Source organism: Planktotalea frisia (assembly GCF_001890925.1).
Taxonomy (GTDB): Bacteria; Pseudomonadota; Alphaproteobacteria; order Rhodobacterales; family Rhodobacteraceae; genus Planktotalea; species Planktotalea frisia.
Window position 1 is genome coordinate 32989 of record NZ_MLCB01000106.1, and the last position, 14006, is coordinate 46994.

The 14006-nt window shown below is 52.0% G+C and carries 13 protein-coding genes; 3 read left to right on the plus strand and 10 right to left on the minus strand.

What is annotated here, in order from left to right:
• Positions 1-2: 2 nt before the first annotated feature.
• From PFRI_RS07325 to PFRI_RS07340, 4 genes are all read right to left on the minus strand, one after another.
• Complete coding sequence (locus tag PFRI_RS07325) at positions 3-1298, minus strand: TRAP transporter large permease (protein WP_072630050.1); 1296 nt, start codon at positions 1296-1298, stop codon at positions 3-5.
• Positions 1295-1891: a TRAP transporter small permease gene (locus tag PFRI_RS07330; RefSeq protein ID WP_072630051.1), complete on the minus strand. Its 597-nt coding sequence runs from the start codon at positions 1889-1891 to the stop codon at positions 1295-1297. Before PFRI_RS07330 ends, PFRI_RS07325 begins: the two co-directional genes overlap by 4 nt.
• 40 nt (positions 1892-1931) lie before the next feature.
• Entirely contained in the window at positions 1932-2939 is a 1008-nt protein-coding gene (gene dctP / locus PFRI_RS07335; RefSeq protein ID WP_072630052.1) for a TRAP transporter substrate-binding protein DctP, read from the minus strand.
• Positions 2940-3001: 62 nt separating this feature from the next.
• Positions 3002-4060 (minus strand): Gfo/Idh/MocA family protein, encoded by a 1059-nt coding sequence (locus PFRI_RS07340; protein WP_072630066.1) that lies wholly within the window; start codon positions 4058-4060, stop codon positions 3002-3004.
• Between the two features lie 156 nt (positions 4061-4216).
• Here PFRI_RS07340 and PFRI_RS07345 point away from each other — a divergent pair, with 156 nt between their 5' ends.
• Complete coding sequence (locus PFRI_RS07345) at positions 4217-4891, plus strand: GntR family transcriptional regulator (protein ID WP_072630053.1); 675 nt, start codon at positions 4217-4219, stop codon at positions 4889-4891.
• A gap of 5 nt (positions 4892-4896) precedes the next feature.
• Here the strand turns inward: PFRI_RS07345 and PFRI_RS07350 are convergent, their stop codons facing one another.
• Positions 4897-5928: a LacI family DNA-binding transcriptional regulator gene (locus tag PFRI_RS07350; RefSeq protein WP_072630054.1), complete on the minus strand. Its 1032-nt coding sequence runs from the start codon at positions 5926-5928 to the stop codon at positions 4897-4899.
• 83 nt (positions 5929-6011) lie between these two features.
• Here PFRI_RS07350 and PFRI_RS07355 point away from each other — a divergent pair, with 83 nt between their 5' ends.
• Positions 6012-7193, plus strand: a complete 1182-nt coding sequence (locus PFRI_RS07355) for a phytanoyl-CoA dioxygenase family protein (RefSeq protein ID WP_072630055.1) — start codon at positions 6012-6014, stop codon at positions 7191-7193.
• 29 nt (positions 7194-7222) lie between these two features.
• Here PFRI_RS07355 and PFRI_RS07360 read toward each other — a convergent pair whose 3' ends face one another.
• From PFRI_RS07360 to cuyA, 5 genes are all read right to left on the minus strand, one after another.
• Positions 7223-7945, minus strand: a complete 723-nt coding sequence (locus PFRI_RS07360; RefSeq protein WP_072630056.1) for an alpha/beta fold hydrolase — start codon at positions 7943-7945, stop codon at positions 7223-7225.
• A complete protein-coding gene (locus PFRI_RS07365) occupies positions 7942-9483 on the minus strand; it encodes an ABC transporter permease (RefSeq protein ID WP_072630057.1) in 1542 nt (513 codons plus the stop codon). Before PFRI_RS07365 ends, PFRI_RS07360 begins: the two co-directional genes overlap by 4 nt.
• Positions 9480-10535: a quaternary amine ABC transporter ATP-binding protein gene (locus PFRI_RS07370; RefSeq protein WP_072630058.1), complete on the minus strand. Its 1056-nt coding sequence runs from the start codon at positions 10533-10535 to the stop codon at positions 9480-9482. Before PFRI_RS07370 ends, PFRI_RS07365 begins: the two co-directional genes overlap by 4 nt.
• A gap of 97 nt (positions 10536-10632) precedes the next feature.
• Positions 10633-11592, minus strand: coding sequence for an ABC transporter substrate-binding protein (locus PFRI_RS07375; RefSeq protein ID WP_072630059.1), 960 nt, complete (start codon positions 11590-11592; stop codon positions 10633-10635).
• Positions 11593-11642: 50 nt separating this feature from the next.
• Positions 11643-12656, minus strand: a complete 1014-nt coding sequence (gene cuyA, locus PFRI_RS07380; RefSeq protein ID WP_483878465.1) for a D-cysteate sulfo-lyase — start codon at positions 12654-12656, stop codon at positions 11643-11645.
• A gap of 195 nt (positions 12657-12851) precedes the next feature.
• Between cuyA and PFRI_RS07385 the strand changes: the two genes are divergently transcribed.
• Entirely contained in the window at positions 12852-13751 is a 900-nt protein-coding gene (locus PFRI_RS07385; RefSeq protein ID WP_072630061.1) for a LysR family transcriptional regulator, read from the plus strand.
• Positions 13752-14006: the final 255 nt, after the last annotated feature.

Sequence of the window (14006 nt, forward strand, 5' to 3'; positions counted from 1 at the left end):
CTTTAACCGTTATATCCAAACAAGCGAGGCAGCCATAAAACCAAATCAGGCAGCAACATCATCAGCATCAACGCCGCGATGAGCACCGCGAGAAACGCCCAGATTTCTGAGATGATTTCCCGCAAAGGGATGCCCGTGACTGCGTTGATGACGAAAAGCAAAATGCCGTAAGGCGGCGTGATCAGGCCGATCATTGAGTTGACCACGACCAGCACACCGAAATGTACCAAATCAATTCCAAGCGCTTTGCAGGTCGGGATGAACAGTGGCACGATCACCAAAATGATCGTCGTCGCGTCCAACACGCAACCCAGCAGCAAGATCAGAACGTTGACTGCCAGCAAGAAGACAATCGGGCTAATCTCTGCCCCTTCCAGCATAGCGGAAATGGATTGCGGGATTTGCTCTGAGATCACGATAAAATTCAGAATGAACGCCCCGCCAATGACGATGCCAACGGAGGCAGATGAGCGCGCAGAGTCGATGAAGACTTGAAACAAACCGCGCAAGGAAAGTGCGCGATAAAATAGGATCGCAAGAACGAGCGCGTAAAAGGCAGCAACAGCCGCCGCTTCGGTTGGTGTCGTGACGCCACCGTAGATTCCATAGAGCAAGATCACTGGCATCAAGAGCGCTGGGAATGCGTCGGCGGTGCGGCGCGGCAGCGCTTTTAGCGGGACAGGTTCTTCTAGTGCGAACCCACGTTTGCGCGCAAGGTAGCCGTTCATGATCATCAACACCGCGCCCATGATCAGACCCGGTAAAATACCCGCTAGGAAGAGCGCACCAATGGATGCTTTGGACACCAATGCGTAGAGGACCATGGGAATTGACGGCGGAATGATCGGGCCAATCGTGGCTGATGCGGCGGTTATTGCAGCCGCATACCCACGGCTATAACGACCGTCTTTGGTCATCATCGAAATGATGATCTTACCAATGCCCGCTGCATCCGCGACCGCTGATCCTGACATGCCAGAAAAGATTAGCGAAGCGACGACATTCACATGTCCAAGGCCACCTTTGAAACGCCCTACTGCTGCGACACAGAAGTTCAGCAAACGGTCCGTGATGGAGCCCGCGTTCATAATGTTTGCCGCAACGATGAACAGTGGCACAGCGAGCAGGATTGCGCTGCCATAGAAACCTTGCAGAATTTTCTCTCCCGCAAGCGCGATATCTAGCCCAGCAAGGCCAAGATACACGACAGATGCTAGGAGGATTGAATAGCCGATGGGCGTACCGATGCCAGCTAATACGAAGAGCGTCACGAGACAGGAGGCAAGCTCGAAACTCATAAAGTTTCTCCCGATTTTCCATCCGCTTCCAACGCAATTTCCAATTCAGTTTTGGGCGGCCCATTGCGCCAAACATCGACCATCAACCACGCATAGCGCGCGGCAACAGCGGCCATGAAGATCGCGTAAACAGAGAAGATCGTGCGTAGAGGGATTTTCGCGCCATCAAACGGATTGCGCACCGTCGCCGTGCGCCGCATGCGCATGAAGTCGATGTAATCCCATGTAGGCAGGAACGAATAAAGCATCCCGATGACAATCGCTGCAGCGGACACAAGCGCGAAGATGCGGCGCACGCGGGTCGAGACAGACAGGTAGATAATGTCAAAGCGCACATGCTCATGTTCACGCACGATGAACGCGCAACTGAAGAAGATGACCCAGACCCAAAGGATGCCGATCAGCTCAAGCGTCCAGCCCAAAGGGGCTATGGCCGCGAGCGTTGGAAATGTTTCGGCGAGGCCAAAGTTAGCAATGATCCTGGGGGTGTAGCGTGATCCGATCTGCAACAGAAAGGTCACGAAGATTGCAGCCAGCATGCCGCCTGCAATAATCTCTGCGAGACGGGAAAGTCCTTTGAACACGCGTTTCATAACAACTCTCCCGTCCAGTCTCTAAGCTATCTCAAACCTATTAGTTACCAAGCGCGTTGATCTTGTCGAGAACGCCTTCAGGCCAAGTCGCTGCGAACTCACTCTCTAGGTAAGCTGATTGAACCGCATTGCGGAAGGCCGCTGTGTCTGGCTCATAGATGGACATGCCCTGCCCTTCTAAGAAGGCGACAAGGCTCTCTTCTTTTTCGAGCTGTGCTACACGGCCCGCTTCGGCGGCTGCATCTGCTGCGGCTTGCACCGTTGCTTGCTGATCTGCGTCAAGGCTGTTGAACAATTCAGCGGACATCGCGATGTAGTTCAGATCCACAAGGTGAGACGTAAGAACGATCTGGTTTGTGACCTCGTAGAATTTCGCGTCCACAACCGTTGGAAGTGGGTTGTCCTGACCGTCAACCGCACCAGTAGAAAGTGCTGTGTAAACCTCAGAGAAGGACATTGGCGTAGGTGCGGCACCAAGGGCCGAACCAAGGAACTGCCACGCATCTGTGCCGGGCATACGCAGGTTCACGCCAGCCAAATCCGCTGGAGTCATCACCGTCAACTCTTCTTTGGTCTGACGCAGGTTCACCTGACGGCGACCAAGATACATGACAGACAAAAGCTTTACGCCCAACTCGCTTTCCGCTTTGTCCTTGAACGCGTCCATGAGTGGATCGTTAAAGACCGCGACCTGATGTGCTGCATCTTGGTGCACATAACCGGCGGTAAAGATCGAGAACTCAGGGAAGAACTGTGCCAGTTCTTGTGCCGATGTGATCGACATTTCTAGGTTGCCACGGCTGATTGCCTCAAGCTCTGTGCCTTGTGCGAACAGTGTCGCGTTGTAGCTTGGCTCGTAGGAGGCGAAACCTGCAACTGCTGGACCAAAGACCTCTGCCATCGCAACAGCGCGTTGGTCTGTCTCAGAGCCAGCCATAGACATACGCATTTGAACTTGATGCCCATCCGCGAATGCGGGGGTGGTTGCAATCGCGCCTGCTGAAAGCATCGCGGCCAATGTTAGACGACGTGTAAATTTAAGGGTCATGTGTGTCCTCCCAGACAATGTGTGCTTTTGATTTGAAAAGCGCGTTAAGATTAAGAAAGTAGTTATTCTGCGGCTGCATTTACCTCTTCGGTGAACGCGGCCATTTGAATGAGGGTTTGTGTAGTTGCGGCAAGTTGAATGGCTTCAACAACCTGCAATGTCCTAAGCCCCTCTTGCGCACTGACGAGCGGCTCGACGGTGCCCCGAATGACTTCGCAAAAGTGTGTGATTTGATTGACCAAAGGATCGGATTGCTCTTGTGGTGTGTTGGTCGCGGACATCGGGCTCCACCAGCTTTTCTTATCTTGATGTTGCCAAATGCGCATGTCGGGCAAAGACAACGAACCGTTCGATCCACCGATTTGATAGCAGGACTGACCCGTGCACGGATAGCTCGGGTTTTCTTGCGAGGTCAGCTCCCAGCTCCAAGGCGACACCACGCTGTCGGATACCGTTATCGTGCTGATTGCGCCGCTCTCAAATCGCAAGACAGCGGCGGCAAGGTCTTCGTTTTCATATCCGCGTACCGATGGGGCAAGTTGCGCTTGAACGGTCACGACTTCACCGCAGAATAGGCGCATCAGATCAACATCGTGCACCAGATTGACAGAGATCGGCCCAGCGCCGGATTGTTTGCGCCACGGTGCTACGTCAAAATAATCGTCCGGCTTATAGAACCAACACGTCGCTTGCGCCGCACGCACATCACCGATTGCGCCGTTCTTAATCATGGCGGCTGCCTGTTGGATCAGTGGATTGTGACGGCGATGATGACCCACAAGGATTGGAACACTTGCCGTTTGCGCCGTCTTGGTCAAAACGGCCGCCTCCGTTGAGGACGTCGCGAGCGGCTTTTCAATCAGCACCGGAACACCGCGCTTCACGCAGTCCATCGCCCCGCTCACATGCAAGGGCGTCGGCGTTGAGAGAATGACACCGTCTACGCTTGCGGCATCGAAAAGCTCTGTCAGACTTGCAAAACAAGGCACCGATATGCCCGTGACACCATTAGGCTCAACAACACCAACCAGCTCCACACTCGCGGCCTGCGCAATCGCAGCAATGTGACGTTGACCAATCAGGCCCGCGCCGACAACGGCAAGTTTGACAGGTTCGTGCATCGCGTCCTCTGCGTTAGATTCGAAGCCACCATATCGCAACTTCATTCATTTGCAATAATATATGATATTTTTCATAATTACATATTTTAGTGTCGATTGAGGACGAACTATGAGTCATGATAGGGGTGCACCGTTCGTTTTCTTAAAGGGCCTTTCATGTCATCCACTCTGAACACCGTCGGCTCTACCACATATGAGCGCATCAAGCGGGATGTGATCGTTGGCGACTTGGCTCCTGGATCCAAATTAAAGCTCGACGGCCTAAAAGAACGGTATAAGGCAAGCGTTTCAACACTGCGCGAAACCTTAAACCGACTTGCCAGTGAAGGCTTTGTCGTTGCTGCCGAACAACGCGGGTTCTTTGTGCGCCCCGTCTCGCGTGATGATTTGATCGAAATAACGGACCTGCGCATTCTGCTTGAGTGCTCCGCGCTTGAGACATCCATCTTGGCGGGCGACGCGGATTGGGAGGGCAATGTAGTTGCGGCCCACCACAAACTGCACAAGATCGAACAGAAGATGATGGCGGGGGATCAGTCGCAAAAAGAGCTTTGGAAACGATATGATTGGGAATTCCATCAAGCGCTGATCCAAGCGTGCAATTCACAAAACCTGCTCAGCCTACACGCAACGATTTTTGACAAATACTTGCGCTATCAGATGCTGGTTCTCACCTATCGCGGCGACGTTGCGACCGATGAGCACCGCGAAATGCTGGATGCTGCCCTTGCGCGTGACGTTGGGCGCGCCAAGGACATTTTAGAAGCCCACATCCGCAAAGGATTGGCCCATACTTTGGCTGAAATGAGCGAAACCAACGCAGATTTCTGACTACTTCAATCGCGGTGAACGGGCGGGACATTCATTGGAGTTATGACCTGAACGCTTGAAATCGGCTGGCGCGGACCCTCAGCTACGAGCCTATGACGATGCAAAAGCGCTTGCAGGACATTCTGCATATCCAGCCGCAAATCATGATGCAGAACAAAGTTTACTGAACCTTTGGACAACAACTGACGGTTATCGCGATCAAGATCATGGGCAATATAGATTGTCGGATCGTGTCCACTTTGCTCGAGCACATCAAGAACTGCGCGATTGCCGCCGCCCATTGAGTAGACTGCGCAAATGTCCGCAAGATCGCCAACAGCACCGGAAAGCAAACGCGCTGTTTCGAAATGAACGCCGCTTCCCCCGCTTAGCGCCACCAAGCGAAGGTTCGGGCAAAGCTCAGAGAGTTTTTCTGCAAAGGCTCGCGCGCGCTGCTCTTCCCCCAAGAAATTTTCGTTGCTGCGCAAAGCCAAAACCGTGCCATGCGCGTCACCAAGCGCGGTTGCGGTGAGATACGCAGCAGTCTGGCCTGCACTTTCATTATCAAGTCCAACATAGGCGATACGATGCGCATCGCGGATATCAGTCACCAGCGTCACGACAGGAATACCTGCTTTGTGGAGCATCTCAACACAGCCACGCACTTGGGCGGTGTCACGGGCTTTCAAACAAACGCCTTGGCTACCCCGCTTGGCAATGCGGGTGAGGATTTTAGTGATCTCGATGTCGCTCATCATCTCTTGCGCGACAAAACGCAGCCGACAAGATGCACCGCTGACCTGACCCACAACCTGTTCTGCCGCTTGCCTGACTTCACGGCTGAACCGTGTCGGGGCCTCGATGACAAAGTCAAAAAACATCCTGCGTCCGCGCGCTGACATTTGGCTTTCTTGCGCTTCCAACTCCGATATTGCCGCCGCAACGCGGGCCTGTGTCTGCGGACTAACATGGGAGCGCTTATTCAAAGCACGATCAATCGTTGCTGTGCTTAGCCCTGCTTGCAGGGCGATCTCTTTGATGGGGAAGCGATGTGTCATTTGATGTGTTTTTGATGTCTTATTGTAACCCCTGCAAGATTATTCTTCTTCACACTGAAAGGCGAACACAGGAGAGTCCGATCATGTCACAAAACCCCACGCCCCATATTTCATATTTCAATGCAGACGCTTGTGATTTGAACGACTTCAAAACGTTGATCGCGCAAACGACATCGAAAGACGCTGTTTCGAATGCCTGCGACGTTCAAAGCAACATCCCGATCTACGATATGGCCGCGCTGCGTCCCCTTCTGAACGACCCAACTAAACGCAAACAAATCCTCGGAGAATGGGCGCAGGTCTTGATGTCGGGTGCTGGGGTTTTGGTAATGCGCGCGACCTACAGCGATACGACTGTCATTGATGATGCAACCGCGATCTATGACGATATCATCGCCGCTGAAAAACAGGAAAGCGGTGGCAAAAGTGATCATTTTGCCGCTTCTGGTGCGAACGATCGAATTTGGAATTCCCTACAGAAACTCTGCGAACACACACCCGAAATCTTCCTGAGATATTTCGCCAACACGTCCATTGCTGCAATCTGCGAAGCCTGGCTTGGCCCAAACTATCAAATGACGGCGCAAGTCAATCTGGTCCATCCAGGCGGCGCAGCACAGCTTGCACATCGTGATTATCATCTCGGATTTCAAACTGCCGATGTCAGCGCAAATTATCCCGCGCATGTCCACGATCTTTCGCCAGCGTTAACGTTGCAAGGCGCTGTTGCGCATTGTGATATGCCTATTGAGAGCGGCCCAACCAAGCTGCTGCCTTTCTCGCAAGCCTACCGAGCAGGTTATGTTGCATGGCGACGCGATGATTTTCGGGCACTCTTTGAGGAAGAACATGTTCAGCTTCCCTTGTCCAAGGGCGATGCAATGTTCTTTAACCCAGCGATCTTTCACGGTGCGGGTGCCAATTCGAGCACTAACATTCACCGTATGGCAAACTTGTTGCAAGTCTCATCAGCTTTAGGGCGCGCCATGGAAACGATTGACCGGAGCAAAATGTGCAAGTTGCTGTATCCGCACGCAATGACGGCGAAGCAAAACAACAGCCTAAGTGCTGGTGAATTAAGTGGTGCGATTGCGTCGTCTGCCGAGGGGTATTCCTTTCCGACCAACCTAGACCGCGATCCACCAAAGGGCGGGCTTGCCCCTGAAACACAACAAGCATTGTTTACGCGTGCATTAGACGAAGACATGAGTGAAAAAGAATTTGGGCAAATTTTGGATCAGATGATCGAAAACCAAAGATCATAAGGGATCTTGAAGCCCGCGTTCAGCAAGGCTCACCGTCTCAAAAAATCCAAAAGAATGGTGTTTAGTAATTCGGGGTTTTCTGAGTGAACCGCATGTGAACAATTCGGGACGACTGCGAGATTTGCATTGGGTATGGAGGTCCACAAAAGAGAGGTCTGATCCCATGAATACGTGCGATCCGTATCACCGCTAATGACAATCGTTTTAGCCGTGATCTGGGAAAGATACGCTTTGCCCGTCCATGCCTCCATAGCATCCAGCCCCGCAGCGATGGCTTCAGGGCTAGCGCGTTGTGCAATCGCGGCACACGCTTCAAAGCCGCGCGCCTGTTCCTTTTCCAAGAACCAAGTTGCAGAAATACGCCGCGCCGTTTTTCGAGCGCCGTCTTGCACCGCTCGCGCCTTACTGTGCGCGATAGTTTCAAACCGACCCGGTAATACCCCGATTGCGCCCGTTCCATAGAGGATCAGTTTTTCAATGTTCCCGCCATCATGGCGCATCATTTCCTGAACAATCATGCCACCCATCGAATGCCCAAGCAGATTGTACCTTTTGACACCCAACCGACGCAGTTCGGCGATGACCCAATGCGCAAACCCTGCAATGGTATTTTTAACGGGCAAATCCGCATTTTCGCCAAAGCCCGGCAAATCCACCGCGATGACCTTATGCTCGCTCGAGAGTGCGTCGATTTGCGCGCCCCACTGTGCGCTGCCCCCCATGAAACCATGCACGAGTACCAGAGGGATCACTTGCGTTTTCCTTGCACGATCCGATCAAGGATCATGGCGCAAAAGAGGATAGCAAAGCCCGCAAGAATGCCTTGCCCGACATTCGCATATTGAAGCGCCTCTAAGACGTCTTCACCCAGACCTTTGGCCCCGATCAGGGACGCCACAACGACCATCGCAAGTGACAGCATAATCGTTTGGTTAATTCCCGCGCGGATCGACGGGCTGGCAAGCGGCAGATCAACGCGGGTCAATAAATACCACTTGTTTGCACCAAAAGCGATTGCGGCTTCTCTTACACTCTCTGGTACACCGCGCAGGCCCAGAACCGTCAATCGTACAACTGGGGTGCCACCAAAGATCATAGTTGTGACAACGGCGGCTGGCTTGCCCGTCCCGAAAAAGGCGATGACCGGGATCATAAAGACGAATGCAGGCATCGTTTGCATGAAGTCCATGATAGGCTGGATCACCGCATAAAATCTTTTGCGGCGTGCGCAGAACATACCCAAGGGAATGCCAATTAAGATCGAAAGACACGCGGCCGTGCCAAGAAGCGCGAGCGTGGTCATTGCCTTTTCCCAAAAGCCCAGAAGCCCCATATACGCTAGGAATGCGCTTGACCAAATTGCGGTACGCACACCCGCGGTCAACCATGTTAGCAAAACGATCAAGCTTGCGACAACAATCCATGGAGTGCTTACAAATACGAGCTCTAGCGCGTCCAAAATCAACCGGATGCCGTAAGTTATGAAATCAAACAATGCTTCGCCATTGGCGACTGCGGATGCGAAGAAACCTTCGACCCAAGCAATGCTATGCAAACGAAATTCTGGTCGCGTCGGGAATTGGCTAAGAAGCGTGAAGCGATCCGGAAAACTGTAGTGCAGCATGGCGGCCACAACAATCAGAGCCATAAAAATTGCACTGAATATGATCTGGGAAATAGGAAGGCCTGAACGAACAGTTCGGTCTGACAACCACTCGGAAAAACGTGTTTCAAGCGCCCAATTTGCCACGGTGGCTTGGACAATTTTGACGATCACAAGAAGGGCGAGCCCTGTCAGCGCAATAGTGACACCTTGTTCTGACAGTGCGACCGCTTCAGCGCGGATCCCGCCAATAGCGTCCTCAAGTGATTTTACCGTTCGCTCATACACATCGACTTTTTCCGACCCACTTTCGATTGCGGCAGCAAGCTGTTTGCGTCGCAGTTCTAGCGTCCCCTCAATTGATCCAATCCGCTTGAAGGCATCTGCAGCAAGATCACCAAACAATCCGCGTGAAATTTGAACCAAAGCCAATGCTTCTATTATAAGAAACGGCAACGCCCAAGACCACAGTCCACGCGCGCCATACCAAACGGGGCCAAACAGACCTGCAAACAGATTAAACGTCGCAGTGAATTTCGAACTTGCGCCGATTTTGTCGAACTGCGCGATGTAGTAGTCGGGGTTAGTGCGTACGAAAGTTGCAATGTTCTCTCGGCGCTCGGCAGCATAGGCTAGCGCAGCTTCGGTATCGGTCGCGTCTAGTGGGTTTTGCGTTGCTTCAGTCATGACATTTCTGTTCCTTCGACAACGGTGCGTAAAATATCAGAGCGGGTTATTACGCCAACATCTTTTTCAGCGTCGCGCACAATAATCGCGCTTTCATGATTAATCGCCAGATTGATAAGAGTGCTCAGTGTTTCTTTGGCCCCGACCCGCGGGACATCCGCCGCGATTGGACCATTAAGGTTCACATAAGCTTCAATTGGCTGCATGATTGCGTGCGCATGAACAACTTTCAGACGGGAGATACCCGCCACGAAATCAGCGACGTAATCGTCTGCGGGTTTCATCACAATCTCTTCGGCAGTTCCTGTTTGCACAAGTCGCCCGTCACGCATAATAGCGATGCGGTCGCCGATGCGGACGGCTTCATCAAGGTCGTGTGTGATGAAAACGGTGGTCTTCTTAAGGATTTTCGACAGGCGAATAAATTCATCCTGCAATTGACGACGTATCAACGGATCAAGTGCGCTGAACGGTTCGTCCATTAGCAGAACATCCGGGTTCGCAGCCAAAGCACGGGCTAGACCCACGCGTTGCTGCATACCGCCTGATAGTTCATGCGCGAACTTGGATCCCCATGCGCCAAGTTCAACTATGTCCAAAATCGCTGCGGCCTGTCTCATCCGGTCATTTTTGCTGACTTGTCTGATTTCCAAGGGCATAGCGACGTTATCAAGAACGGATCGATGCGGCATCAACGCGAAGTTTTGAAACACCATACCAATCTTGCGATTGCGGAAATGTTGCAGGTCTTTGGTGCCAAGACCCATGACATCCGTGCCCTCTACGAGGATCTTTCCATCTGTCGGTTCCAAAAGGCGATTGAAATGGCGCACGAGGGTCGATTTTCCGCTGCCAGACAGACCCATGATGCAGAAAATCTCACCGCGATTAACGGATAGGCTGACGTCCGCCACACCAACGACTGCGTGATACTTGGCGAGAACCTGCGCCTTGGTCAGCCCCTCTTCGCGAATTGCGCGCAGCGCGACCTCTGGCTTTGCGCCAAATATTTTCCAGACATTTGAAATTTCTATAAGAGGTGCATCGCTCATGGAGGATATCGGTTCCGTTTCCGTGGCGTGATGCCGGTATCAATTGGATCTGTTGGCCCCAATCCATTGCAGGGCCAACACGCCTTATTTCAATAGATTAGAGACCAAGCATCGCGTCAACACGATCAGAGTTTGCTTCAACCCACTCTTTGGCCACATCCGCTGGGTCACGACCATTTGCGCTGATTTCAAACGCCAAGCCTGACACATCGTCCGCAGTCAGAGCAAAATTCGTAAAAAACTCTGCGATCGCAGGTGAGCGATCTACAAGCGAGTTTGACCAAGCGATCTGTACGTTCTTCAACGCATCTTTTGTTGCGACTGAAGACTTCTCATACCAATCGGCATCATCGGATGGTTGGATCATCTTGTATTTTGCTTCGTCGAACGTTGGCTCACTTAGCATTTCTACGTCAAACATAAACCAAACCGCATGAGGCTTGTAGCAATAGAACGCATAGCCTTCGCCTTTGGCAATGCTGTCTTTGATACGTGCTGTTTTAACGCTTTCTTCGGCGCGAATTGGCTCGATGAAATCAAGCAGGCCGTAATCGCGTGTCTTCACTTCGTTCACGTTTGCAGAGGCCCAACCAGGTGCGCCGATCCACATCTCGCCTTTGCCATTGCCATCACTGTCCATCAGCGCAGCAACGTCAGGACGACCCAGATCAGCGATGTCTGTGATGTTGTTGGCTTGGCCAAAGTCTTTGGAGACGCAGAAACCCTGATTGCCCTCATAGGGGTTGCTTGACAGCGTAACGGTCTTGGCTTCGTCCACATATTTCTGGGTAAAACTTTGCTGATTTGGCAACCACACATCTGGGTGCACATCAATGTCGCCTTTGCCCTGATCCATCGCTTGGAAGATCGTGGCGTTGTTGCCTGGGATATAGTCAACCGTTCCGCCCATGCGGGTTTCAACAATGGCACCAAGCACGTTCGCGACAGCCTGTGCGCCTGTCCAAGATGGGACGCCAATGTTGACGTTTTCCGCAAAAACAGGCGCGCTGAAGGCAGTCAGCAGGGTTGCAGCCAAAAGTGTTGTTTTGAATGACATGAGTTAGTCTCCTTGTTGGTCGTTTTCGTTTTTTGGTCTTTTGGGTTTTGTTAGTCCGTGTAGCCATGCAGATCGAAGGTTTCCGAATAGCCAAATAGGGCAGCACTTCCGCCCGTATGCAGAAAGACGACGTTATCCATGCCGTCAAAATAGCCCTCTTTCACTTGCGCAATCAGACCGTCCAAACCTTTGCCGGAATAGACTGGATCGAACAAAAGCCCCTCAGACTGGGCCAGCAATTTTACAGCCTCGATCATGCCATCGGTTGGCAAGCCGTACCCGGGGCCAACATAATTGCAATTTGCACGCACATCTTCGCGCACAATTTCCAATCCCGTACCAAGATAATCGGCAGTCTTTATAGCAAGATCAAAAACCATTTGTTCTTGCTTAGCCTGAGGCGCACGCACGCCAATTCCAAGCAAATGGATGTCGCTTTGAATTGCAGCCAGACCCGTCACCAGACCTGCTTGGGTTCCTGAACTGCCAGTCGCGTGGACCAGCGCATCAATTTTAAGGCCCATACCCGCTGCCTGTTCGGCCAGTTCACGCGCGCAGTTCACATAGCCCAGTGCGCCAATCGGATTAGATCCGCCACCGGGGATGATGTATGCTTTCTTACCTGCCTTTTGCAGCTTTTCGGCGAGGTCTTCCATTTCAGCGTTCATATCAGTCCCGCTGCCACGCTTTGATACGGATGCACCGTGCAAGCGATCGAGCAGAACATTGCCGTTCATGATATAGTTTGGATCGTTCGATCCTGTGCGATCTTCCAGCAAGATATGACAATCCATACCGAGCTTTGCTGCGGCTGCAGTTGTTTGGCGTGCGTGGTTAGACTGTGTGGCACCCTGCGTGATGATCGTATCGGCACCCTTTTGCTGGGCGTCGGCCATCAAATACTCAAGCTTACGCGTTTTGTTTCCCCCAGATGACAGACCTGTGCAATCGTCGCGCTTTACCCAAAGACGCGGGCCGCCAAGGATTTCGCTTAGACGATCCATCGGTTCTAAAGGGGTCGGTAAGTGCCCAAGGCGGACCTTTGGGAATTTCGCCAATGCGATTGATAACTCTTTGCAAAGGCTGACAGTCATTTCAGGAGAAGTTGTCGTATCGAGGGCAGTCGTCTGTGTTGAAGCGGTCACGCCAGAGAATCCTTTGCTTTGGTTTGGCCCAAAGCTTGAGGTGTATTAAGCGAGAAAAATAATGCTTTTTTGTTGGCCTGCCCATACTATTTGTTTGAGCAAAGAGGGTTAACTATGGATATGCAATGGCTGGAAGATGTATTGGTCTTGTTAGAAGAGGGCAATCTGACCCGCGCAGCTGCACGTCGCAATATTACGCAACCCGCTTTTTCCAGACGTATTCGCAGCTTTGAAGATTGGCTTGGTGTGGATGTTTTGGAACGCGGTGCGAACAGCATTGAAGTAAGCCACTCACTTGCATCAAACGAGGTTGAAATACGTGCGCTGGTGAGCCGTATTCGCGATCTAAAGGGAAAGATCACGCAGTTCGATCCTGCCAGCTCAACCGTTTCAATTGCAGCTCAACATGCCCCAGTCTTTTCCACGTTTCCCGACATGGCCCTCCATGCAAAGCAGTTTTTTCCCGCGATAAAGTTCCGACTTCGTGCAGCGAATCTTCGCGATTGCGTCTCCATGTTTTTACGCGGCGACACTACTATGCTGCTTTGTTACGAAGCCAAAGGCGCGACCCCCCTACCCTTTGGACCCAGTATTCGACGTGAGCTTTGGGGCGTAGACTATCTTGTCCCCGTCGTTGGGGGAGGATTGCGATATTCAGTCAAGGCCAACGGGGATATTCCGTCCAGTACACCCGCCATTGTTTATCCAGAAGAAAGCTATTTTGGAGAAGTTCTTAGCGTCGAAGAGCGTCACTTCGGGACACCCCGACTTTGCTCTAATCCCGTTTGCGAAACAGCGTTTTCCAGTGGAATCAAAGAACTCGTTTTGAAGGGTATCGGCGTTGGTTGGCTTCCCTACAGTATGGTGTATCGCGAAGTCGAGAATGGCGATCTAATTTCGATGGGCGAGACGCTTGGCAAAGTTCCGTTGAGTGTTGCGGTTTATGCCGACGTCAAAGACCAAACGTCGATGTCCCTTCTTGATGTTTGGCGATCAGGTGGAACAAGGCGATGACAACAACACGGTCCTGCCGTCAGCGTTCATCGAGGCAAAAAATTCAACCCGAATTATGGGAGTTTTTTAAAAAGTGTTGATCGCAAAAGCTGTAGGAAAGCTCCATCAAGGGATCAAAATAATTGTTATTTCGGGTTGTGAACACCATTTAATGTTATGTTTTAATACTGACGCCTGCTCCGAGGAACCTGCATTATACCGCTGCTACCCCAAAACCCGAATTTTTTCATGGGTTATGACGCGGAAATTGTCTGA